This window comes from Mycobacterium kyogaense (genome assembly GCF_003254575.1).
Classification (GTDB): domain Bacteria; phylum Actinomycetota; class Actinomycetes; order Mycobacteriales; family Mycobacteriaceae; genus Mycobacterium; species Mycobacterium kyogaense.
Window position 1 is genome coordinate 123,386 of sequence record NZ_QJUA01000004.1, and the last position, 24,313, is coordinate 147,698.

13 protein-coding genes are annotated in these 24,313 nt (G+C 70.5%); 10 read left to right on the forward strand and 3 right to left on the reverse strand.

Annotation, left to right across the window (positions count from 1 at the left end; translation table 11 throughout):
* The first annotated feature begins 2 nt into the window (after positions 1-2).
* From DMB80_RS04915 to DMB80_RS04945, 7 genes are read left to right on the forward strand one after another with little or no spacing between them, the layout of a single operon-like run.
* On the forward strand, positions 3-5,456 hold the full coding sequence (locus tag DMB80_RS04915) for a type I polyketide synthase (protein WP_111508882.1): 5,454 nt from the start codon (positions 3-5) through the stop codon (positions 5,454-5,456).
* Between the two features lie 29 nt (positions 5,457-5,485).
* A complete protein-coding gene (locus DMB80_RS04920; RefSeq protein ID WP_111508883.1) occupies positions 5,486-10,864 on the forward strand; it encodes a type I polyketide synthase in 5,379 nt (1,792 codons plus the stop codon).
* Positions 10,865-10,917: 53 nt separating this feature from the next.
* A complete protein-coding gene (locus DMB80_RS04925) occupies positions 10,918-15,306 on the forward strand; it encodes a type I polyketide synthase (RefSeq protein ID WP_240431021.1) in 4,389 nt (1,462 codons plus the stop codon).
* A 27-nt stretch (positions 15,307-15,333) separates the two neighbouring features.
* Positions 15,334-16,335, forward strand: coding sequence for an ATP-binding cassette domain-containing protein (locus DMB80_RS04930; RefSeq protein ID WP_111508801.1), 1,002 nt, complete (start codon positions 15,334-15,336; stop codon positions 16,333-16,335).
* Entirely contained in the window at positions 16,332-17,171 is an 840-nt protein-coding gene (locus tag DMB80_RS04935; protein WP_046362903.1) for an ABC transporter permease, read from the forward strand. The genes DMB80_RS04930 and DMB80_RS04935 overlap by 4 nt, the downstream gene beginning before the upstream one ends.
* Positions 17,171-18,031 (forward strand): ABC transporter permease, encoded by an 861-nt coding sequence (locus tag DMB80_RS04940; protein ID WP_111508802.1) that lies wholly within the window; start codon positions 17,171-17,173, stop codon positions 18,029-18,031. Before DMB80_RS04935 ends, DMB80_RS04940 begins: the two co-directional genes overlap by 1 nt.
* Before the next feature lie 45 nt (positions 18,032-18,076).
* On the forward strand, positions 18,077-19,327 hold the full coding sequence (locus DMB80_RS04945; protein ID WP_111508803.1) for a phthiocerol/phthiodiolone dimycocerosyl transferase: 1,251 nt from the start codon (positions 18,077-18,079) through the stop codon (positions 19,325-19,327).
* Here the strand turns inward: DMB80_RS04945 and DMB80_RS04950 are convergent.
* Positions 19,324-20,148 (reverse strand): class I SAM-dependent methyltransferase, encoded by an 825-nt coding sequence (locus tag DMB80_RS04950; protein ID WP_048424195.1) that lies wholly within the window; start codon positions 20,146-20,148, stop codon positions 19,324-19,326. The two genes, DMB80_RS04945 and DMB80_RS04950, sit on opposite strands and share 4 nt — an antisense overlap.
* Positions 20,149-20,221: 73 nt before the next feature.
* On the opposite strand from DMB80_RS04950, the gene DMB80_RS04955 reads away from it, so the two are divergent.
* From DMB80_RS04955 to DMB80_RS04965, 3 genes are read left to right on the forward strand one after another with little or no spacing between them, the layout of a single operon-like run.
* The gene (locus DMB80_RS04955; RefSeq protein WP_236694311.1) at positions 20,222-20,896 is read left to right on the forward strand and encodes a flavodoxin family protein; all 675 of its coding nucleotides are present in this window, start codon (positions 20,222-20,224) and stop codon (positions 20,894-20,896) included.
* Positions 20,896-21,405 (forward strand): DUF2505 domain-containing protein, encoded by a 510-nt coding sequence (locus DMB80_RS04960; protein WP_111508804.1) that lies wholly within the window; start codon positions 20,896-20,898, stop codon positions 21,403-21,405. Before DMB80_RS04955 ends, DMB80_RS04960 begins: the two co-directional genes overlap by 1 nt.
* Before the next feature lie 2 nt (positions 21,406-21,407).
* Positions 21,408-22,118: a nitroreductase family protein gene (locus DMB80_RS04965; RefSeq protein WP_111508805.1), complete on the forward strand. Its 711-nt coding sequence runs from the start codon at positions 21,408-21,410 to the stop codon at positions 22,116-22,118.
* A 6-nt stretch (positions 22,119-22,124) separates the two neighbouring features.
* On the opposite strand, the gene DMB80_RS04970 is transcribed toward DMB80_RS04965, so the two are convergent.
* Together DMB80_RS04970 and DMB80_RS04975 are read right to left on the reverse strand one after the other, a co-directional pair.
* Positions 22,125-22,763, reverse strand: coding sequence for a LysE family translocator (locus tag DMB80_RS04970; RefSeq protein WP_111508806.1), 639 nt, complete (start codon positions 22,761-22,763; stop codon positions 22,125-22,127).
* 37 nt (positions 22,764-22,800) lie between these two features.
* On the reverse strand, positions 22,801-24,096 hold the full coding sequence (locus DMB80_RS04975) for a hypothetical protein (RefSeq protein ID WP_111508807.1): 1,296 nt from the start codon (positions 24,094-24,096) through the stop codon (positions 22,801-22,803).
* Positions 24,097-24,313 lie beyond the last annotated feature (217 nt).

Sequence of the window (24,313 nt, forward strand, 5' to 3'; positions counted from 1 at the left end):
TGATGACCGCAAGCTCAGGATCGCCCGGTTCGGGCGCCGCGCCGGACCGTCGGGCGATCATCACCGAGGCGCTGCGCAAGATCGACGACCTCACCGCGAAGCTGGCGGCGGCCGAGAAGGCCGAGACCGAGCCCATCGCCGTGGTCGGTATCGGCGCGCGCCTGCCCGGCGGCGTCGACGATGCCGACCAGTTCTGGCAGTTCCTGCTCGACGGCGGCAACGGCGTGATCCGGGTGCCGGCCGACCGCTGGGACGCCGACGAGTACTACTCGCCCGACCACAGCGTCCCCGGCACCATCTGCAACCGCGAGGGTGGCTTCCTCACCACGTGGGCGCCCGGCGAGTTCGACGCCGAGTTCTTCGCGATCTCGCCGCGTGAGGCCGCAGGCATGGATCCCCAGCAGCGGCTGCTGATGGAGGTCGCGGTCGAGGCGCTGGAGAACGCGAACATCAGCCCCCGCAGCCTGCGCGGCTCGTCGACCGGTGTGTTCGTCGGCCTCACCGCCAACGACTACTTCCGCTCGATCATCGGCAAGCTCAACCCCGACGAGATCGACCCCTACATCCCGTTCGGCAACGCGCCCAACTTCGCGGCGGGCCGGCTCTCCTACTTCCTCGGCGTGCGCGGTCCGGCCGTGGTCAGCGACACCGCGTGCTCGTCGTCGCTGGTGTCGATCCACCTCGCCTGCCAAAGCCTGCGCCGCGGCGAGAGCGACCATGCGCTGGCCGCCGGGGTGAACCTGATCCTGAGCCCGGAGAACAACATCGCGTGCTCGCGCTGGGGCATGCTGTCGCCGGCGGGCCGGTGCGCGACGTTCGATGCCGGCGCCGACGGCTACGTGCGCAGCGAGGGCTGCGGGGTCGTGGTCCTCAAGCGCCTGTCCGACGCGCAGCGCGACGGCGATCGGGTGCTCGCGGTCGTCCGCGGGTCGGCAGTGAACCAGGACGGCGCCAGCAGTGGGCAGACCGTGCCCAACGGGCCGGCCCAGCAGGAGCTGATGCGCACGGCGCTCAAGAACGCCCGGCTGAATCCGTCTGACGTCGACTACGTCGAAGCGCACGGCACCGGCACCGGGCTGGGCGATCCGATCGAACTCGACGCGCTCTCGGCGGTCTACGGCGACCGCAAGGACGCCGCCCCGCTGGTGCTGGGCTCGGTGAAGACCAACCTCGGCCACCTGGAGTCCGCGGCAGGCGTCACCGGCTTCATCAAGACCGTGTTGAGTGTGCAGCACGGCCACATCCCGAAGATGCTGCACTTCTCTGCGCTCACCCCGCAGGCCGGCGAGGGTGCGAAGAAGTTCCACATCGCCGCCGAGGAGATGCCGTGGCCGGCCCACGACGGGCCACGCCGCGCCGCCGTCTCGTCGTTCGGGGTCAGCGGCACCAACGCCCACATCGTCATCGAGCAGGCGCCCGAGCCGAATGCTGTTGAGGCGCAGCCGGAACCGCCCGTCAGCACGCTGGTGGTGACCGGCAAGAGCCCGGCGCGAATCGCGTCGCTGGCCGGTGTCCTGGCCGACTGGCTGGCCAGCCCGGCGGCCGACGGCGTCAGCCTGGCCGACGTCGCCGAGACGTTGAACCACCGCCGCGCGCAGCACCCGCGGTTTGCCACCGTCGCCGCTACTGATCGCGCCCAGGCCGTCGCCGGTCTGCGCGCGCTCGCCGAGGGCTACCCGGCGCCGGGGGTCGTGCCCGTGCACGACGGCGCCTGCGGAACCGGCGCCACGCCCGGCACCGTGTTCCTGTACTCCGGGCAGGGCTCGCAGTGGGCCGGCATGGGCCGCCGCCTGCTCACCGAGGAGCCCGCATTTGCCGCGGCGGTCGACGAACTCGAACCCGACTTCGTGGCCCAGGCCGGTTTCTCGCTGCGTCAGACGCTGGAGTCCGGGGAACCGGTGGTCGGCATCGACCGGATCCAGCCGGTGCTGGTGGGGGTGCAGCTGGCACTCACGGCACTGTGGCGGTCTCACGGCGTCGTTCCCGATGCGGTGATCGGGCACTCGATGGGTGAGGTGACCGCCGCCGTCGTGGCCGGCGCTCTGAGCCCGGCCGACGGGCTGAAGGTGATCTCCACCCGGTCCCGGCTGATGAAGCGGCTGTCCGGGCAGGGTGCGATGGCGCTGCTCGAGCTCGACGCGGCGGCCGCCGAAGAGCTGATCGCGGGCTATGACGGGCTGACCGTCGCGGTGTACGCGTCGCCGAACCAGACCGTGATCGCCGGCCCGCCCGATCAGGTGGACGCCGCGATCGCGGTGGTCGACGCGCAGGACAAGCTGGCGCGCCGCGTCGACGTCGACGTGGCCTCGCACCACCCGATCATCGATCCGATCCTCGACGAGCTGCGCACCGAGCTCGCGACGCTGACACCGCGCACGCCGACGATCCCGGTGCTCGTCACCACCGACGGCAGGCCGACCGACGGCACCAATGTCTTCGACGCCGACCACTGGGTGGCCAACCTGCGCAACCCGGTGCGCTTCGCCCGTGCCGTCGCGACGGCGGGCGCAGACCACAGCGTGTTCGTCGAGGTCAGCCCGCACCCGCTGCTGGGATATGCGATCAAGGACACGCTCGCCGGCCTCGTCGCAGACGAGAAATCGGGCCTGAGCCATCACCACAGCCTGGGCACGCTGCAGCGCGATGCGAACGACACGCTGACCTTCCGCACCAACCTCAATGCCACGCACACGACGCGGCCGCCGAAGACGCCGGTGCGGCCGGGTCCGCGCGTGCAGATCCCGACCACGCCGTGGCATCACGCGCATCACTGGATCCAGACCAAGGCGATGCGTGCCGCCGACGGTGCGCCGGTCCAGCCGCCGGCCGCCGCCGCCGAGGGCGGCCACCACGAGTGGCTGCACGAGCTGGCCTGGCCGGTGCGCGACCTGGGCGGCGAGCGTTCCGACGCCACGTTCGCCGTCATCTCGGACGACAGTGACGACAGCGCGCAGCTGGCGGCCGCGCTGGGTGCTCGGGCACTCGGTCTCGACGAGGTCACCGGTGTGGGTGCCGCCGATGCGGTGGTCTATGCACCCGCTGTCCCGGCGCGGCGCTTCGACGCTGCTGCCGCGTACCAGATGTTCGACGAGCTTCGCCGGATCGTCGTTGCGCTCGCGGGAATGGATTCCGCGCCAAAGCTTTTCGTGGTCACCCGCAACGCCCAGCCGGTCGCCGAGGGCGACCGGGCCAACCCGGCGCATGCGGTGCTGTGGGGTCAGGGCCGCACGTTGGCACTGGAGCACCCCGAGTTCTGGGGAGGGCTGCTCGACGTCGACGAGACGCTGCCCGCCGAGCTGCTGGCCGCCTATGTGCGCACCGAGGCCGCGCACGCCCTCGTGGCGACCGGCACCGATCGTGACGATCAGGTGGTCTACCGCGCCGGTGAGCGGCGGGTGCCCCGCCTGCAGCCGCGGGCCCTGCCCGCCGTCGCGGTCAACCGGTTGGAGAGCAACACCAGCCATCTCGTCGTCGGTGCCACCGGCAACGTCGGCCCGTACCTGATCCGCCAGCTCGCCGACATGGGCGCGGCGACCGTGGTCGCCGTGTCACGGCGTGGCAGCGGCCTGGCCGATCTCGCCGCCGAGGTGGCGGCCACGGGCACCACGCTGGTCGAGGTCGCCGCCGACGCGGGTGACGACGCGGCGATGGCCGCGGTGTTCGAGCGTTTCGGCCGTGACCTGCCGCCGCTGGACGGTGTCTACCTGGCCTCACTCGCCGGCGGCGAAGCGCTGCTGACCGACATGACCGACGACGACCTGCGGCCGATGTTCCGGGCCAAGGTCGACGCCGCCGCCGTGCTGCACAAGCTGTCGCTGACCACGCCGGTGCGTCGCTTCGTGCTGTTCTCCTCGATCACCGGGCTGCTCGGTTCCCGCGCGGTCGCCCACTACACGGCGGCCAACGCGTTCGCCGATGCGTTCGCCTACGCGCGGCGCGCGCTCGGTCTGCCGGCCACGGTCGTCGACTGGGGCCTGTGGAAGTCGTGGTCGGACGCCCAGCCGCAGATGAAGGCCGCCGGGCTGGAACCGATGCCCAACGACGTCGCGATCCGCATGCTGCCGACGGTGCTCAGTCCGCAGGCCGGTACGCAGATCGTGCTCGCCGGGGCCGACTGGCCGCGGCTGGCCGAGGCCTACCGGATGCGTGCCGCGGTCAAGGTGCTCGACCGGCTGGTCAGCGGACGCGGCGAGGATGCCGATCTGTCCGCCGTCGCGGCGCCGCAGTGGGGCACGGTGCTCGGCGAGCCGGTCGAATCGGCCGACCACGAGCACCTGTGGCGGGCGCGGTTGCTGCCCGGGGAGCGCACCTGGTCGAATGCGCACCGTGTGCGCGGCGTGGAGGTGGTCCCCGTGTCGGTGGTGCTGCAGACGCTGTCGGCCGTGGCCAAGAGCATCGGCGGCGGGAAAGTCGCCGGCGACGTCCGGTTCGAGTATCCGATCCTCGCCGATGCCCCGAAGGTGATCCATGCTGTCGCTGACGGCGACACGCTGACCATCTGGTCGAGCGCCACCGCCGACGCCGCCCCGCAGCGCTGGACCCGGCATGCGAGCGCCACACTGACCGCCGCCCCGCAGCAGGCGCCCCACGGTGATCAGAGTCCGGTCGGCACGGTGTTCGACGGTGCGGCGATCGAGGACATGCAGCGCGCCTGGGGCGTGGAGGGCCGGCCGTTCACCTGGACCGTCGCCGACGCCACGGCAACCACGGCGGGCTCGCGCGGCACCGTCGAGGTGCCCGACACCGAGTCGCCCGCTGCCGCCCTGCTCGACGCGGCTGTACACGTGGCGCGCCTCGCCGACGCCGACAACGCCGCTCTGCTGTTGCCCGCGGGTGCGGAGAGCCTGGCCGAGTCGGCCGACGCGGTGGCGGGCACCGCCACGATCGAGGTGTTCCGGCGCAGCGGCGACGGGCCCGTTCTGGTCGTCGACGCCCAGGTCACCGGCCCCGACGGCACCGTATGGGTCGACGTGCGCGGGTTGACGTTCGCGCCGGTGGAATCCGCACCGGCGCCCGCGGCCACCGAAAATATGGCTGCCACAAGCGAATTCATCGACTGGTCGACGATGTCGGCCAAGGACACGGTCGAGACGCTGCGGGTGCGGTTGCGCGCCATCCTGGCCCGCGAGCTGGGAATGCCCGAGGCCGCGGTCGACGTCGACTCGGCGTTCCCCGAGCTCGGCCTGGACTCGATGATGGCGATGAACCTGCTGCGTGACGCCAAGGCGCTGGTGCGCATCGACCTGTCCGCGACCATGCTGTGGAACCACCCGTCGATCGCGCAGCTGTCGCAGTTCGTGGCCGAGTTGCTGGCCCCGACCCAGCAGGCCGCACCCGAACCGGAGGAGGAGCCCGAGGAGGCCGACGACTCCGACGAATTCAGCCTCGACGACCTCTTCGACAGCATCGAATCTTCCGTCGAGTCGGCCAACGCCGGCAGTGAGGGCACCATCTGATGACGACCCCCAAGCCAAAAAACCCCACCATCAAGACCACCTTCGACCGGATCTCGGCGATGTCCGCCGAGCAGCGGGACAAGCTGGCCGAACAGTTCGAGAAGGCCTCGCGGGTCGCCGGGGCCGAGCCGATCGCCGTCGTCGGCATCGGCTGCCGGTTCCCCGGCGGGGTCACCGGACCCGACAGCTTCTGGCAGCTGCTGGAGAGCGGCACCGACGCGGTCACCGTGGTGCCCGCCGACCGCTGGGACGCCGAGGCGTTCTACGACACCGACATGAGCGTGCCGGGCCGGATGCCCACCAAGTGGGGCGCCTACCTCAACGACATCACCGGCTTCGACGCCGACTTCTTCGGCATCACCCCGCGTGAGGCGATGTCGATGGACCCGCAGCAGCGGATCGCTCTCGAGGTGGCGTGGGAAGCGCTGGAGAACGCCGGTTACGCCCCCGATCAGCTGGGCGAATCCCGCACCGCGGTGATGCTCGGCGTGTACTACAGCGAGTACCACAACGCGTCGCCGGAGAACGCCGACGCGATCGACGCCTACTCGGCCACCGGCAACGCGCACAGCGTCACCGTCGGCCGCATCGCCTACCTGCTGGGCCTGAAGGGCCCGGCGGTCGCCGTCGACACCGCGTGCTCGTCATCGCTGGTGTCGATCCACCTGGCCTGCCAGAGCCTGCGCATGCGCGAGAGCGACCTCGCGCTGGCCGGCGGCGTCAACCTCAACCTGCGCCCGGAAACCCAACTGGCGCTTGCCAAGTGGGGCATGCTCTCACCGCACGGGCACTGCTATGCGTTCGATTCGCGTGCCGACGGGTTCGTGCGCGGCGAGGGTGCCGGCGTCGTGGTGCTCAAGCGCCTCACCGACGCGGTGCGCGACGGGGATCGCGTGCTGGGCGTCGTGCGCGGCTCGGCGGTCAACCAGGACGGCCGGTCCAACGGGCTCACCGCCCCGAACGCGCCGTCGCAGCGCGACGTGCTGACCCGCGCACTGAAGTCGGCGGACGTCGCCGCGGGCACCGTCGACTACGTCGAATGCCACGGCACCGGAACGGCATTGGGTGATCCGATCGAGTTCGACGCGCTGGCCGCGATCTACGGCAAGGGCGATGTGCCGTGCGCGCTCGGCACCGTGAAGACCAACATGGGCCATCTCGAGGCGGCCGCCGGCATCGCCGGGTTCATCAAGACCGTGCTCACGCTGGCGCACGGCACGATCGCGCCGAACCTGAACTTCGACAAGTGGAACCCGCAGATCGATCCGAAGCCGACGCGCCTCTACGTGCCCACCGAGGCGACGCCGTGGCCGGCCAGCGATCACCCGCGCCGCGCCGCGGTGTCGTCGTTCGGCTTCAGCGGCACCAACGCCCACATCGTGCTCGAGCAGGGCCCGGAACCGGCGCCCGCGGCCGTCGACCCCGTCCCGGCGGTGACCACGCTCGTCGTGTCCGGCAAGACCCCGGCGCGGCTGGCCGCCTCGGCGCAGTCGCTGGCCGACTGGCTGGCCGGCGACGGTGCTTCGGTGCCGCTCACCGACGTCGCCTACACCGTCAACCACCACCGCAGCCGCTACTCGACCATCGCCACCGTGTGCGCCCGCACCCACGCCGAGGCCGTCACCGGTCTGCGCGCGCTGGCCGCGGGTACGCCGGCGCCCGGCGTGATCGGCGCGCACGACGCCCGCCTCGGGAAGGGCACCGTGTTCCTGTACTCCGGGCAGGGCGCGCAGTGGGCAGGGATGGGCAAGGCGCTGCTCGCGGAGGAGCCGGCGTTCGCGAAGGCCGTCGACGAGCTGGAACCCGCGTTCGTCGACAAGGTCGGCTTCTCGCTGCGCCAGACCTTGGAAGCGGGGGAGCCGGTCGTCGGCATCGACCGCATCCAGCCGGTGCTGGTCGGTATGCAGCTGGCGCTGACCGAGCTGTGGCGCTCCTACGGCGTCGAACCCGACGCGGTGATCGGCCACTCGATGGGGGAGGCCACCGCCGCCGTCGTCGCCGGAGTGCTGACCCCCGCCGAGGGGTTCGACATCATCGCGACCCGCACCCGGCTGATGAAGCGGTTGTCCGGCCAGGGCGCGATGGCGCTGCTGGAGCTCGACCCCGCCGCGGCGGAGAAGCTGATCGCCGACAAGCCGGACGTGACGATCGCGGTGTACGCCTCGCCCAAGCAGGTCGTCGTCGCCGGCCCGCCCGAGCAGGTCGACGAGCTCGTCGCCACGGTCGACGCGCAGGGCCGGCTGGCCCGCCGGGTCGAGGTGGACGTCGCTTCGCACCACCCGACCATCGACCCGGTGCTGCCGGAGCTGCGGGAGGCGCTGGCGTCGCTGACGCCGGCCGCCCCGAAGATCCCGCTGATCTCGACGGTCGCCTACACCGGCGATGCGCCGATGTACACCGCGGACTACTGGGCGGCCAACCTGCGCAACCCGGTCCGGTTCAGCCAGGCCGTGCACGAGGCCAGCGCCGAGAACAGCGCGTTCATCGAGATCAGCCCCCATCCGCTGCTCGCCCACGCGATCAGCGACACGCTGGCCGCCCAGTCGGTCAGCAAGCGGTTCCACGTCGGGTCCACGGTGAACCGGGACAACCCGGAGACGCTCGCCTTCCACGCGCAGCTCGCAGCGATCCGCCCGCCCGCGATCAGCGCCGAGGGCGCGGCCGGCCGGCTCGTCGACGTCCCGCCGACGGCGTGGCAGCACGTGCCGTTCTGGCTCAGTGACCGCGCCGGCGCGCCGCAGTACGCGGGTGCGCACCCACTGCTCGGTGTGCATGTCGAGCTGCCGTCGGGCAACGGGCACGTGTGGCAGTCCGATGTCGGCACCGACGCACATCCGTGGCTGGCCGACCACGTCGTGCACAGCCTGCCGGTGATGCCGGGCGCCGGCTTCGCCGAGATCGCGTTCGCCGCAGCGCAAGAGGCGCTGGGCCTGCCCGCCACCGGCGTGGCGGTCTCGGTCGAGGTCGAGGCGATGCTGCCACTGGATCCGCAGACGAAGCTGACCACCCAGGTGAGCACCGGTGAGGACGGGGTGGCGCGGGTCGAGATCCACTCCCGCTCCGAAGCGGGCGGCTGGACCCGGCACGCCGTCGGCACCGTCGCGGTAGCCGAGCCCGAGACGCCGGCCAAGGTGCTGCCCGCCGCGGGCGCCACCCCGGTGTCCCCGTCGGACTTCTACACCGCGCTGCGGCGCACCGGCGCACACCACGGCCCGGCGTTCCAGGCGCTCACCCGGATCGCCCGTGCCGCCGACGCTGCCGACACCGAGATCGAGCTGCCGGAGTCGGTGACGCCGCAGCGCGGCATCACGCTGCATCCGGTGCTGCTCGACGCGGCGCTGCAGGGCCTGGCCGCCGCGATGAGCGATGCGACGCTGGCCGATTCGGGCGAGGACACCTACCTGCCGGTCGGCTTCGGCACGATCCGGGTGTTCGGGGATGTGGGCCGCCGGGCGCACTGCCGCGCCGAGCTGGTCAGTGTCGCCGACAGCGGGGACGCGACCGGTCGGGTCACGCTGACCGACGACACGGGCACCGTAATGGCCCGTGTCGACGACGTGCACCTCAAGCGCATTCAGCGCCGCACGGTGCCACTTCCGTTGTCGCAGAAGATCTTCGACTCCCGCTGGGTGGAGTCCGCCGCGCCCGCCGCGCAGGCGGTCACCGGCAGCTGGCTCGCGCTGGCCGACGGCGCCGCGGGCCAGGCGGCGGCGCAGGAGTTCACCGAGCGGTTCGGCGGCCCGACGCGACGCGTCGTCACCGCCGACCTCGGCGACGAGTCGGCGGTGCGGGAAGCGTTCGCCACCGCGACGGCCGACCCGGATCTGCCGCCGGCCGGCGTCATCGTGTTCGGCGACTTCGGGACAGCGACCGAGATCGAGACCGGTCTCGCGCACGCCCGCGACGTGATCTGGGGCGTGGCCGGCACGGTCCGCGCCATCGTGGGCAGCTGGCACGGCAAGGCGCCGCGGCTGTGGCTGGTCACCCAGGGTGGTCTGGTCACCGCGCCGGCCGACGGTCCCGGCAACCCGGCCGCCAACAGCCTCAAGGGGCTGGTCCGGGTGCTGGCCTACGAGCATCCCGACCTGAAGGCCACGCTGCTCGACGTCGGCACCGACGATCCGGCCGGCGCGCTGAGCACGGAGATCGAGGGCAACTCGGCCGACGACGTGGTCGCGTGGCGTGGCGGCACCCGCCTCGTCGAGCGGCTGGCACGTGCCGCGCTGCCGGCCACGGCCGGGCAGCTGACGGTCCGCAAGGACGGCAGCTACGTCGTCACCGGCGCGCTCGGCGGTGTCGGTATGGCCGTCGTGCGCTGGCTGGTCGGCCATGGCGCGGGCCGGCTCGTGCTCAACGGTCGCAACGGACCCTCCGAGGAGGTGGCCGCCGAACTCGACACGCTGTCGCAGCGCGCCGAGATCGCCGTCGTCACCGGCGACATCGCCGACGCGGGCGTGGCCGGCCGGCTGGTCGCGGCCGCCGAGGAGACGGGCAAACCGCTGCGCGGGCTCATCCACTCGGCGGCGGTGCTCGAGGACGAGATCTTCGTGGGCATGACCCGGGAGAGTCTGGACACCATCTGGGCGCCCAAGGCCCTGGGTGCGCTGCGCCTGCACGAGGCCACCGTCGGCAAGGACCTGGACTGGTGGGTCGGCTTCAGCTCGATCGTGTCGCTGCTCGGCTCGCCCGGGCAGGCGGCCTACGCGGCGGCCAACGCCTGGTTGGACGGTCTGGTGTCGGCGCGGCAGGCGGCCGGATTGCCGGCCATCGCGGTCAACTGGGGTCAGTGGGCCGACGTGGGTCTGGCCAGCACGCTGCGGTTCTCGGTGCTCGACCCGATCAGCCCGGCCGAGGGCGTCGACGCGCTCGGCGGGGTGATGGCCGCAGGTCTGCCCCGTGTCGGCATCGCCCGGCTGCGGCTGGACCGGGCCGCCGCCGCGTTCCCCGAGATCCACCAGATCGGGTTCTTCACCGACATGGTCGGCGAGCTGCAGACCGACGACATCGACGAAGACTGGGGTGGCGCCGAGGCGCTCAAGTCGATGGACGCTGCCGAAGTGCACCGGGTCGTCGTGGCCCGGCTGCGCCGCCGCATCTCGGCCATCATGGGGTACTCCGACGACGGCGCGGTCGACGTCGCGCAGCCGCTCACCGAGCTGGGACTCGACTCGCTGATGGCGGTGCGGATGCGCAACACGATCCGCGGCGACTTCGGTGTCGAACCGCCCGTCGCGCTGCTGCTGCAGGGCGCGTCGCTGACCGACCTCGCGGTGGACCTGATCCGTCAGCTCGGCCTGGAGGAGCAGGAGTCCGCCGAGCGTCCCAACGCCCTGCGCGAGCGTGCTCAGCAGCGCGCGGCCGCGCGTCAACGTGCCGCATCGCGGCGAAAGGTAGGACCACGATCGTGACGAGCAGTACGGGCGAGCAGGAAATCCCGGACAACGCGATCGCCGTCATCGGCATGGCCGGGAAGTTCCCCGGCGCGGATTCGGTGTCGGCGTTCTGGCGCAATCTGCGCGCCGGGGTGGAATCGATCGTCGACCTGTCGGAGAGCGAGCTGCTGGCCAACGGCGTCACCGAGCGGGCGCTGGCCAACCGCGGCTATGTCCGCCGGGCCGGCTTGATGCCGGGCATCGAGGAGTTCGACGCGGACTTCTTCGGGTTCACGCCGTACGCGGCGCGGATGCTCGACCCGCAGCACCGGCTGTTCCTGCAGGCGGTGTTCCACGCGCTCGAGGACGCCGGCTACGACCCCCACGGTCTCGAGTCGACCGTCGGCGTGTTCGGCACCAGCAGCTCCAGCGGCTACCTGCTGCACAACCTGATGTCGAACTTCGATCCGATGATGGTGATCGGCCAGGGCGCCAGCTTCGAGATGGTGAACCTGAGCCTACAGAACGACAAGGACCACCTGGCGACCCGGGTGGCGCACCAGTTCGACTTCCGCGGCCCCGCGCTGTCGGTGGCCACCGCGTGCTCGTCGTCGCTGGTGGCGGTGCATCTCGCGTGCCAGTCGATCCTCAACGGCGAGTGCGACATCGCGCTGGCCGGCGGGTCGTCGCTGCGCATCCCGCACCACGTCGGCTACTGGTACGAGCAGGGCGCGATGGTGTCCCCGACGGGGCAGTGCCGCCCGTTCGACGTGCGCTCGGACGGCACGATCTTCGCCAGCGGTGTCGGTGTGCTGGCGCTCAAGGCGCTGCCCGACGCGATCGACGACGGCGACCGCATCCACGCGGTGATCCGCGGGTCGGCGCTGAACAACGACGGCGCGACCAAGATGACGTATGCCGCGCCGAACGCGCTGGGCCAGGCCGAGGTCATCGCCGAGGCGCACGCGATCGCGGGCGTGGACGCGTCGTCCATCACCTACGTCGAGACGCACGGCACCGGCACCCCGCTGGGGGATCCGATCGAGGTGGAGGGTCTGCGGCAGGCGTTCGAGCTGGCCGAGGAGACCCGCAGCGCACCGTGCTATCTGGGTTCGGTCAAGTCCAACATCGGCCACCTGGAGACGGCGGCCGGTATCGCGGGGCTGATCAAGGCCATCCTGTGCCTGGAGCACAAGGCGATCCCGGCGACGCTGCACTACACCAGCCCGAACCCGGAGCTGCACATCGACCGCGGGCCGTTCCGGATCCGCAACGCCGACGGGCCGTGGGAATCCGACGGCATTCGGCGCGCCGGCGTCAGCTCGTTCGGCGTGGGCGGCACCAACGCCCACATCGTGCTGGAAGAGGCGCCGTTCCGGCCGGCCCCGACGCCCAGCGCGAAGCCGCAGGTGCTCGTGCTCTCGGCGCGCACCCAGGAGGCGCTGGCGCAGTCACGCGCAGCGCTGGCGGCCCACTTCTCGCCATCGGCGGACGACCTCGACGACGTCAGCCTGCCCGATGCCGCCTACACGCTGACCCGCCGCCGCAAGGATCCGTTCCGGCTGGCCGCGGTCGTGCACGACCAGGCCAACGCCGCGACGGTGCTCTCGGCGACCGAGACGGACAACGTGTTCGAGGGCCAGGGAGTCACCGATGCCGAAGAGTCCGGCGACCGGGTGGCGTTCCTGTTCCCGGGCCAGGGCGCTCAGCACATCGGGATGGCTCGCGGCCTCTACGACACCGAGCCGGTGTTCGCCCGCCACTTCGACGAGTGCGTGACCGGTTTCAACGAGCTGATGGGTTACGACCTGCGCGCCGAGATCTTCGACGGCGTGGGCCGCAACCTCGAGCACACCGACCGCGCGCAGCCCGCGCTGTTCACCGTCGAGTACGCGCTGGCGAAGCTGCTCCAGTCGTACGGCGTGGAGCCCGCGATCATGGCGGGCCACAGCATCGGCGAATACGCCGCGGCCACGATCGCCGGGGTGTTCGACCTCGACACCGCGATCAAGGTCGTCGCCAAGCGCGCCCAGCTGATGCACGCCGCCCCGCGCGGCGTCATGGTCGCGGTCCCGCTGAGCCCGCAGGCCGTCGCCGAGTACCTCACCGGCGACGTCGATGTCGCGACCATCAACGATCCGGGCAGCTGCGTGGTGGCCGGAAGCGACGAGGCGATCCGCACGTTCCAGGCCGCGTTGGCCGAGAAGGGCGTCGCGGCGCGGCGGGTGCGCACCTCGCACGCGTTCCACTCCCGGCTGATGGACCCGGTGGTCGCCGAGTTCAGCTCCTTCCTGTCCGGCGTGACGCTCAACGAGCCGCGAATCCCGTTGCTGTCCAACATCACCGGCACGACGATGTCGGCTGCCGAGGCCACCAATCCGAACACCTGGGCGCGTCAGATCCGCGCCACGGTGCGCTTCGCCGACGAGCTCGACCTGCTGCTGTCCGCCCCGGACCGGGTGCTGGTGGAGGTCGGTCCCGGCGGCACGTTGACCTCGTCGGCGGGCCGGCACCCGCGCTGGTCGGAACGCCACCGCGCGGTGCGGATGATGCGGCACCAGGCGCAGAACCGCAGTGACGGCGACACGTTCCTGCTCGGGCTGGGCCAGCTGTGGGCCGCAGGCGTCGATGTGGATTGGACGCCGGCCTGGACTCCAGGGGCGAACTCTGACGCCGAGCCTCAGCTGGTCATGCTGCCCGGCTATCCGTTCGCCAAGCAGCGGCACTGGGTCGAGCACAACGCGAATGCCGCGTGGCTTGGCGGCGCACCCAACGGGGTCGCCCTCGACGCCGCGGCGCCCGCGGCCACGCCGGCCGCGGCGGGCGGAGCTTCGTCGGTGGAGACCGTGCTGGCGCAGGTGTGGGCGCAGTGCCTCGGCCTGCCCGACATCGACCGCAACGCGAACTTCTTCGAGATCGGCGGTGACTCGCTGATCGCGATCAGCGTCGCGATGACCGCGGGACACCGCGGACTGGACCTCACCCCGCAGGATCTCTACGAGAACCAGACGGTGTCGTCGCTGGCGAAGGTGTTGTCCGCCCGCTACGCCGAGGGTGGTCTGGCCCGGCAGTCGCTCGACGACGTCGTCACCCCACCGGTGCCGCCGAACGTCGCCTACTTCCTCGAGCACGGCCTGCGCGACGTCGGCCGCTGGCGGACCCCCGTGGTCCTCGGCCTGCGTGCCGACATCGGCGAGGACGACGTGCGGGCGGTGCTGGCCGCGGTCAGCACGGCCCACGACGCACTGCGGGTGCACCTCGTGGAGCGGGCCGGCACGTGGGAGCAGCACATCGCCGAACCCGGCGAGTTCACCGAGCTGATCGTGCGCGCCCTGCCCGACGGGGTGGCGGCCGGTAGCCCGCAGGAGCGCGAGGCCGTCCAAGCGGCGCTCGACGAGCAGGTGCGCGAGCATCAGCTGCTCACCGCGCCGCTGACCGCGACGTTCCTGCGTGGCGCGCACGGGAGCCGGAGCCACCTGGCGCTGACCCTGCACGGGGTGGCGAGCGGACCGGGTGACGACGGCACGTCCCGCGACGTCCTGCTCACCGATCTGGTCACCGCGTTCTCGCAGCGGATGGCGGGGGAGGAGATCACCCTCGCGCCGGTGCCCACGTCGTGGCGCGAGTGGTCGCAGCGCTGCGCCGGGCTGGCCACCCACCCGGCGGTGCTGGACAGCCGCGACTACTGGCTGCAGGTCGCCCGCGCGGCCACGGTCACCGTGGCCGGACCCGAACCGAGCGAGCGACCCGGCGCCGACGATCTGGTGCGCCTGTCGAGCGCGCTGACACCCGCCGAGACCGGCGAGATCGACGACACCCGGCGGCGGTTGCGGCTGCCCGTCGAGGAGATCCTGCTGGCCGCGCTGGCCCGGACCGTGGCCGCGACGGTCGGCGACGGCACGGTCGCCGTCGACCTCGGGGGCCGTGGCCGGTCGGTGCTCAAACCCGACGTCGACCTGCAGCGCACCGTCGGGTGGTTCTCCACCCTGCACCCGGTGGCGCTGCCCGCCGCGCAGCAGACGAGCGCGCCGGCGCTGCTCGACGACGTGCGGGAGACGCTGAAGGCGGTGCCGCACTACGGCATCGGCTACGGGCTGTTGCGCTACCTGTACGCGCCGACCGCCCGGGCGCTGGCCGACACCCGCTCGGCGGACATCCTGTTCACCCACGTCGGCGCCATCCCCGACGTGCCCGCCGAACAGCCCGACGACGCCGCGGTCCGGTTCGACGCCGACACCGCGATGCCGATCCGGGACGCGCTGCCCGGGTTGGGGCATGCGCTGGAACTGCGGGTGTACCGCTCGGCCGGGGTGCTCTACCTCGACTGGTGGTACGACAGCCGGCGGCTGGGACCCACCGATGTGGAATCCTTTGCCCGGCAGTACTCGACCGCGCTGCTGGAGATCACGCGGGAGGCGCAGGCCGCCGAGGACGCCGACGCGGCCGGAGACGAGCTGGCGCTCGTCGACCTCTCGTGACACGACGCAACCGGGCAGGAGGAGCACATGTCTCGCTCTGACAAGGCGGTCGTCGTCGCCGGTATCCGCAAGTCGTTCGGCTCCGTGGTGGCCCTGCGCGACGTCAGCTTCGAAGTCGGCCGAGGCGAGGTGCTGGGTCTGCTCGGCCCCAACGGTGCGGGCAAGACCACGACGGTCAACATCCTGTCGACGCTGATCACGCCCGACAGCGGGCGTGCCCTGATCGCCGGGCACGACGTGGTCGCCGATCCGGCCGGTGTGCGGCGGTCACTGATGCTGACCGGGCAGTACGCGGCGCTGGACGACATGCTGACCGGCCGCGAGAACCTGCTGATGTTCGGCCGGCTGCAGGGTCTGAAGAAGAAGGTCGCCAAGGAGCGCGCGCTGGAGCTGCTCGAGCAGTTCGATCTGGTCGAGGCCGCCGACCGTCCGGTGAGCACGTACTCCGGCGGGATGAAGCGGCGCATCGACATCGCGTGCGGGCTGGTGGTGCGCCCCGAGGTGGTGTTCCTCGACGAGCCCACCACGGGTCTGGATCCGCGCAGCCGCCAGGCGATCTGGGAGCTGGTCACCGACTTCAAGGAAGCCGGGATCGCCACGCTGCTGACCACGCAGTACCTGGAAGAGGCCGATCTGCTCAGCGACCGGATCATCGTGATCGACAAGGGCACCGTGATCGCCGAGGGCACCGCCGACCAGCTCAAGGAGCGCACCGGCGGAACGTACTGCGAGATCGTGCCGCGCCACATCCAGGACCTCCCCGAGGTGGTGCGTGTCCTCGGCCCGCTGCTACCGCAGGCCAACCGCGCCGCGCTGACCGAGACCTCGGACCGCATCTCGATGCCGGCGCCGGAGGGCCCGCGCACACTGATGGCGGCCCTGACCAAGCTCAACGAGGCCGACATCGAGCTGATGGACATCGCGCTGCGTCGCCCGTCGCTCGACGAGGTGTTCCTGGCGCTGACCGGCGACCACGCCCGTGATGGGGCCGAGCGCACCGATGTCCCGGCGGCGGGCGCCTACGCGTGAGCGGGGCCGTCTCGACCGCACCCGCCCGGTCCACCGTGCCGGCGGCGTCGCGGCCGCCGGTGCGCGCGCTGCAGCAGTGGTGGGTGCTGACGGTCCGGATGATCACCCCGACGCTGCGCAACGGCGAACTGGCCACGCAGATCATCGGGTCGATCGTGTTCACGATCGGCTACTACCTGCCGCTCAAGCAGATGATGGGCGCGGTCCAGCCGCTGTCGAGTTACGCGCAGTACCTGACGCCGCTGATCATCCTGCAGGCCATCTGGTTCGCCGCGGTGTCGGCCGCGTTCCGCTCGGCGACCGACTCCATCCAGGGCATCAACCGCCGGTTCCGCGCGATGCCGATCCCGGCGATCATGCCGCTGGCGTCCCGCCTGACCGCGAGCATGTACCGCTGCGTCGTCGCGCTGGTCGTGTCGGTGGCGTGCGGTCACGTCATCGGTTTCCGGTTCCACGGACCCGTGTGGCACATCCTCGGCTTCGCCGGCCTGGTGCTGCTGATCGGCGCGACACTGGCCATCATCGGTGACCTCATCGGGATCGCCACCCAGAATCCGGAGGCGACCGCGCCGATGATGCTGGTGCCGCAGCTGACGCTGGGGCTGGCGTCGGTGGGCCTGCAGCCGGTCGAGCAGTTCCCCGACTGGATTCAGGGTTTCGTGCGCAACCAGCCGCTCTCGCAGTGGGTGTACGGGCTGCAGGCGTTCGCCGGTGACACCACCGACGCGGCGCCGAAGGTCACCTGGGCGGTCCTCGCGCCGGGGTTGGCGTGGGCGTTGGGCGCCGGGGTCGTCGCGGTCGTGCTGCACCGCATCGTCAGCAGGAGGAGACGCTGATGGCCCGCTCGGCGGCCGCGCAGGAACCCGTGGCGAAGGCGCCGTACCGCCCCGGCGGCCGGCACCGTGACGCGCGGGTGTGGGAGAACTCGCCGAGGCGGCTGGTGCCACAGGTGCTGCTGCTGACGTTCCGCATCCTGCGGCGCTGGAGCCGCGACCCGGCCACGCTGGTGCAGTCGTTCGTGATGCCCGCCGGCTTCCTCGCCGCCCTCGACGTCGTCTTCGGCGACGTGATCAAGCAGGTGAGCGGTCAGAGCGGGTTGTACGGCCAGGTTCCGCTGGTGGCGCTCGTCGGCGGCATGACCGGTGCGATCATCGGCGCGATCAGCGTGATGCGGGAACGCGACGTCGGCCTGCTGTCGCGGTTCTGGGTCGTGCCGATGCACCGGGCCGCCGGGCTGCTGTCCCGGATGCTGGCCGAGTGGGTCCGCATCGTGGTGATCACGCTCGTCGTCATGTGCGTCGGCTTCGCGTTGGGCTTCCGCTTCGAGCAGGGGTTGCCCGCGGCGATCGCGTGGGTGTTCATGCCCGCCCTGTTCGGGGTGGCGTTGTCGGCGGCGGTGCTGACGCTGGCGCTGTACTCGTCGAGCACGCTGGTGCCGCAGGCCACCGACATCGTGGTCGCGGTGCTGATGTTCTTCTCGATCGGATTCGTTCCGCTCGATCAATATCCGAAGTGGTTGCAGCCGTTCGTCGAGCACCAGCCCGTCAGCTATACGATCAAGGCGATGCGTGGGCTCTCCATCGAGGGTCCGATCGCCCGGCCCATGGTGTTCGCCGTGCTGTGGTCGGTGGGCATCCTCGCGATATGCGCGGTTCCGCTGGCCCTGGGCTACCGGAAGGCCAGCCGCCGTGGCTGACCCAGCCGTGCTCGTCCGAACCGTGTGAGAGGGAGTCTGATTCCGATGTTTCCGTCCTCGGGGATTCGTAAGCTCGCCCGAAGCGAGGAGATGTTCGCCGAGACGCACAATTTCATCGGGTTGGCGGCGCACGTCAAGGGGCCGATGGATGCCGATGCGCTGTCGGACGCGTTCGACGCGCTGCTGGAGGCGCATCCCGTGCTCGGCGGGCATCTCGAGCAGTTGCCCGACGGCAAGTGGGAGATCGTGCTCGACGATCTGATGCACCCGGGTATCGAGGTGGTCGAGCTGACCGGTGACGAGCCGGCGCCGCCGCTGATCTTCGACCAGACCCAGTCGCTGGTGCATCTGCGCCTGACGGTCCGCGACGGGGTGGCCCAGCCGACGCTCTACATCCACCACAGCCTGGCCGACGGCCACCACCAGTTCAGCCTCGTCGAGGAGCTGTTCTCCACCTACACCGATCTGGTCACCACGGGCACCACCCGGCCGGTGAAGGTGCATCCCGCACCCGAGCCGCTGGAGACGATCCTGGCCAGTCGCGGCGTCGAGAAGAGGACCCGCTCCGGTCTGGAGCGTCTGCTCGCCGCGATGTTCGCCTACGAGCTACCGCCGTCGCGCCGGGCTCCCTCGGAGACCAATCCGGTGCTGCCGCAACTGGTCCCGATGGAGTACTGCACGCTCTCCGAGCAGGACACCGAGAAGATCATCGCGTTCTGCCGGGCCAACAAGCTGGGCCTGAACAGCCTGCTGTCCGCGGCGGTGCTGATGGCCGAGTGGCAGGTGCGCAACACGCCGAACATCCCGGTGCCCTACGTCTACCCGGTGGATCTGCGCTACCTGCTGACGCCGCCGGTGTCGGCGACCGAGAGCACCAACCCGGTGGGCATCGCGACGTACCTGGCCGAGATCCATCCCGGCACGGACGTGGCGGCGCTGGCCCGCGACATCAACGACACGTACAAGAAGGACATCGCCGAAGGCGTCATCCAGCAGAGCTTCCTGCACTTCAGCCCGCAGTACGTCGGCAACCCGCCCGGCCTGCCCGATGTGGTGATGTTCACCGACAACGGAATCGTGCCGCCGCTGCGCACCCCGGCGGACATGGAGGTGGCCGCGAGCCACGGCGAGTTCTACTTCGCGGTCGGCGCCGGCATCGAGATCTACACGTCGAAGATCTTCAACGGGCAGTTGATGATCGAATACCACAGCCATGGCCCCGATCGCGACAAGTCGATCGCCGCGATCGAGGCCCAGCTGCGCAGCATCGCGGCGAAGCAGGCCGCGAGCGCCTAGGCGCCGTACGCGTAGCGATGGTATTGCAACGAGGTCCGCAGCGGCGGCACGGCGGCGACGAGGCGTTTGAGCGCGTGCATGCCGCGGCCGGTGCGGGCGTAGGTGCTGGCGTCGAAAAACGTTGCGGCCGCGAGCAACCGGATGTCCGGCAGCTTGTCGAGGATCTGCTGGGGGCTGTTGACCGCCCAGTACAGCACCGAGCCGGAGGTGCGCACCAGCGATTGGCTCTTCTGCGATTTGATGGCCAGCCAGTTGAAGAAGTCGATCTGCAGCTCGCCGGTGCCGAAGCGGTCGATGAACCGGCGCAGCAGCGCGATGCCTTCCTCCTCGGTCAGGTACATGCTGATGCCCTCGGCGATCAGCAGTGTCGGCCGGTCGGCGGGAATCTGCTCGAGCCACTCCGGTTCGGTGGCCGGCGTGGCGATCAGCTCGTAGTTGTCCCGGCTGGGGTAGATCTGTTCCCGCAGCGCGATCACCTGCGGGAAATCGACGTCGTACCAACGAACGCCGGGGCCGGGGTCGACGCGGAAGACACGGCAGTCCAGTCCGCACCCCAGGTGCACGACGGTGCACTCCGGATGCGCGGCGATGAACTGCCGCACCCAGATGTCGTACTGTGCGGTGCGAACAGTGAACAGCGGCGCCCATTTCGGGGTGATCTCCAGCTCGCTCCAGTCGAAGTCGAGCTTGCCGATCGCGGCCTTGGCGAATCGGTCGCCGAGGATGGGCGCCTCGAAGTCGGCGTCGAGCGCCTTCAGGTACAACGTGGACAGCATCGTCTTCGCGGGGCCGCTCAGATTGACCGCAACTTTGTCGTTCACGTGTGTGAGGCTATGCGCTTGAGGCCCGGCGTGGCACGTCGGGTTGCCCAGGCCACGAAAGGATGTGCCGGAGTTGGCTGATTCACCGAAGGTGCTGCTGCTCTACTACAGCTACACCGGGCAGGCCAAGAAGGTGCTCGACGCCGCGGCCGAGGTGTTCCGTGCGCGCGGTTGCGAGGTCACCGAGGCGCCGATCGAGTTCACCGACCCTCGGTATGCCGAGCGCTTCTCCCGATTCCCGATGCGCAGCGTGTGGCCGGAGTTCCTCGGCATGCTGCCCGCGCAGACGCTCAAACGCACCGGCGACATCCGCACACCGGAGGCGGTGCGCACCGGTTCCTACGACCTGATCTGCATCGGGTCGCCGACGTGGTGGGACACCGTGTCGATGCCGCTGCGCACGTTCCTGATGTCCCATGAGGCTCGGCCGGTGTTGGACGGCAAGCGTTTTGCCGTGTTCGTCGTCTGCCGGCGCAAGTGGCGCAAGAACCTGGCCGGGGTCCGCAAGCTCGCCGAGAAGAAGGGCGGGCGCTACGTCGACGGCATCCACTTCACCTATCCCGGCGGTGAGCTGCCGTCGATGCTGTCGCTGACCAGCTACCTGGGCACGGGGGAGTACCGGGACCGCTACCTCGGCATGAAGCTGCCCCCCACCAACATCAACGACGAACACCTCGAAGAGGCGCGGCGATTCGCGGGCCGGGTCGCCGACAAGGTGTTCGGCCGGGCGCCTTCGGAGCGTCCGTAGTGGCGCGTCCGTTCGACGTGAGCGCCGAGGCGGGCGCCGCGGTCCCCGACGTGCTGGCCGCGTTCGCCACCAGGGATTACTGGCTGGCCCGGCTGGCCGCCTACGGTGGCGATTCGATGACGCTGGATTCGTTGACCGTCGAGTCCGACGGCGGCGTCGTCGTGCAGACCACGCAGGATCTGCGCCAGGACATGCTGCCCGGTCAGATCGGGCGGATGTTGCCCGGAGACACCTCGATCACGCGCAGGGAAACGTGGCGGCCGGGCGGAGTCGCGGGGGAGGCGCACGGTGACTTCGCGATCACTGCCCGGGGGGTGCCCAGCTCCGGGTCGGGAACCATGGTGCTGCAGGCGATTCCGACGGGCTCGCGGCTGCGGGTACGCGGCACGGTCGAGGTGCGTATCCCGATGATGGGTGGCCGCATCGAACGCTATGTCGCCGAGCTGATCGCCCGCGACGTTCCGCAGATGCAGCAGTTCACCGCCTCGTGGATCGCGGAGGAGGCATAGCGATGCCCGAACCGATCCCGAGCGCCGAGGAGGCGCTCGCCCGGCTGACCATGCCGCTGGTCGAGACGATGATGACCCAGCGGGCGATCCGTCGGGTGCGCCCCGATCCGGTCGACGACGCGATCGTGCTCAAGTGCATCGAGCTCGCGTTGCGGGCCCCGACGGGCGCCAACGGGCAGAACTGGGAGTTCGTCGTCGTCAAGGATCCGCGGGTCAAGAAGAAGCTGCAGCGTCGATACCGGTTGGCGTGGCGCGCTTTTCACCGGACGTCGATCCGCGACATCGCGTCCTACGACGAGGAGATGGCCAAGAGCGTCAAGGCCATCGAATGGCAGCTGGAGCATTTCACCGAGATCCCGGTCCTGGTGATCGCCTGCTTGAAGTTGGGTAGCCGCGACGGCAAGGTGCCGTTCGTGCCGATGCCGCACGCGGCCGCCTCGGCGTTCTTCGGGTCCATCTACCCCAGCGTGCAGAACCTGCTGCTGGCGGCCCGCTCGATGGGACTGGGCGCCTCCCTCATCACGCTGCCGCTGTGGAATCTGACGTCTGCGCGCCGGATCCTCGGGCTGCCGATGGACGTCACGCCGTGCGCGGTGGTGCCGCTCGGCTGGCCTAAGGGCCGCTACGGCCCGACCACGCGCAGGCCGGTGGACGAGGTGGTGCACCTCGACCGGTACGGCAACCGCGCGTGGTTCGGACCGCGCAGGCGGTAGTGACCGTCAGGCGGCCTTGTTGCTCGTCAGCGCCAGCGCGCCGGCCAGTCCGATCATCATGGTGCCCCCGGCGGCACGCACTGCCGCCAAGCGCTTGCCGGAGGTGGCGAACCAAGCTCGTGCGGTCCCTGCCGCCAACGCCCACACGCTGTCACCCGCCAACGCGATCAGCGTGAACAGCACGCCGAGAACCATCATCTGGGTGGCGACAGCGCCGGCATGGACGTCGACGAACTGAGGCAGCACCGCGACGAAGAACACGATCGTCTTGGGATTCGTGACGCCCACGATGAACCCCTGGCGAAGGCTCTGCCATGACGACGCCGCGTGCTCGCCGGAGGCGAGCACAGTGTGGTCCCGCCGGCCTCTGATCGCCTGCACGCCGAGGTACCCCAGATAGGCGGCACCGGCGAGCTTGATCAGTGTGAACAGCAGGATCGACTGTGCCACCACCGTTCCCACGCCGAGGGCGACGGCGGCGACCAGCGGGAGAGCGCCGAGTTCGTTGCCCACCACACTCAACAGGCCGGCTCGTCGTCCCGAGGAGAGGGAACGGCCGATGACGAACAGCACGCTCGGTCCGGGGATGGCGATGATGACGACCGACGCCACAGCGAACGCTGCGAGCGCCTCCCATGTTGGCATCGGCGAAGGCTAACCGCCGACGGTGGGAATCGCCACCTTATTCCTGGCTGCCGGAGTCCTTCTTCGAGGTCTTCGCCGAGCTCGCATCCGACGACGAGGAACCGCCCGACTTCTCCGCGCGGTCACCGGTGCGCTTCGACGTCGTGTCCGTCCCCTTGTCGGCCTTGTCTGCCTTCTCGGTGGCTTTCTCGGTCGCGGCGGCGAACTTCTTCTGTAGGTTCGCCACCGTGTCCTGCACGCTGAAAGACCCTGCGCGACGCGGTGTGGCGGAGGGCTTTTCGGCCGGCGCGTCGGAAGTGGCCTGCTCGGCCGCATCCGTGCCCTCGGTCGCCTCGGGCGCCGGAGTCTCCTCGACGGTCTTCTTCACGGAGTCGACCACCGACTCCGCGGTGACCGCGGGCTTCGGTGCGACGGTCTCCGCCGGCGCAGTCTCAGCCGGGGCCTCGACATCGGCATTGGCGGCCTTGGCGACCTTCACAGTGTCGAGGCTGACCAGGTTGGTGGTCGCGGTCTCGGGAGCGCCCCCGGGCCAGCCCGTCGGATTGTCCGGGTAGTCCTTGTCCTCGACGACGGGGTTCGCCGGCTTGGGGATGAACAGCTTGACGAAGGTCTCGATCTCGCGGACGGCGAGCCAGTCCGGTACGTGTCCCGTGACCTGCAGTGCGGCAGCGAGATTCGCGCTGGCGGTGACGAAGTCGTACATCGTCACGGGCTTGAACGCCTGCGGCTCACCGGTGAAATAGTCGGCGACGGACTTGATCACCTCGAACCGGTCCAACTTGACCGTCTGCCCGGACCACGCGGTCGGCTTGCCGTCCACGGGGTTGATGACCTCGCCGAACGTGTAGCCCTCGGGAGAGTAGAACTTCCACATCGGCACGGTGAACATCGACTTCAGCATGCCGATGGGGTCGGTGCACTCGAACGCACAGCCCTCGTGCATGGGGAGATTCGCTGCAGCCCACCAGTTCAGGTGCTCACCGAGCGGACGCGACAGCGCCGGGAACGGCACCAGCATGTCGACGAAGCCCTCGAGCATCTCGGGGTTGGCCGGATCCCAGCCCCAGACGTTGTTGGGTTGGGAGACTTCCCAGCTGCCGCTGGCCGCCATCGCGTCGGCGAAGCGCTGGATGCCGAACACGAGGTTCGCCGGGGTGTTGAGCGCAGCGAGGAAGGCGTTGGCGGGGATGTTGGCCACGGAGCCGGTCAGGGCGACATCGGCATCGCGGACCATGGTGGTGTGCGGCGTCGGGGTGACGGGGCCGACGGCGATGAGGCCGGCCCCCACCAGCGCGACGCCCGCGGTGGCATACGGACGCAAAGCTGTGTGCATCGAGAATCCTTCTGTGGTCGACGTGACGACGGCGCTGTACCCGCTCCCCGTATGCGGCGGACAAACGTGACCGTAGCAAAGTAACGATAAACGGTGTAGGCACCGCCGTGTGCAAAGACCCCGAAAAGATTCACGACGAGTTGGGTGAGACCACGCAGGGAGCGCAGACGCGGCTGACCTGGAACGCAGGTCCCGCAAAATTGACCCGCCGGCAAAT

Excerpts from the sequence above, each read along its gene's own strand:
- DMB80_RS04915 (WP_111508882.1), top strand. The coding sequence starts at position 3 with ATGACCGCAAGCTCAGGATCGCCCGGTTCGGGCGCCGCGCCGGACCGT.
- DMB80_RS04925 (WP_240431021.1), top strand. The coding sequence starts at position 10,918 with ATGGCCGGGAAGTTCCCCGGCGCGGATTCGGTGTCGGCGTTCTGGCGC.
- DMB80_RS04930 (WP_111508801.1), top strand. The coding sequence starts at position 15,334 with ATGTCTCGCTCTGACAAGGCGGTCGTCGTCGCCGGTATCCGCAAGTCG.
- DMB80_RS04940 (WP_111508802.1), top strand. The coding sequence starts at position 17,171 with ATGGCCCGCTCGGCGGCCGCGCAGGAACCCGTGGCGAAGGCGCCGTAC.
- DMB80_RS04945 (WP_111508803.1), top strand. The coding sequence starts at position 18,077 with ATGTTTCCGTCCTCGGGGATTCGTAAGCTCGCCCGAAGCGAGGAGATG.
- DMB80_RS04965 (WP_111508805.1), top strand. The coding sequence starts at position 21,408 with ATGCCCGAACCGATCCCGAGCGCCGAGGAGGCGCTCGCCCGGCTGACC.
- DMB80_RS04970 (WP_111508806.1), bottom strand. The coding sequence starts at position 22,763 with ATGCCAACATGGGAGGCGCTCGCAGCGTTCGCTGTGGCGTCGGTCGTC.
- DMB80_RS04975 (WP_111508807.1), bottom strand. The coding sequence starts at position 24,096 with ATGCACACAGCTTTGCGTCCGTATGCCACCGCGGGCGTCGCGCTGGTG.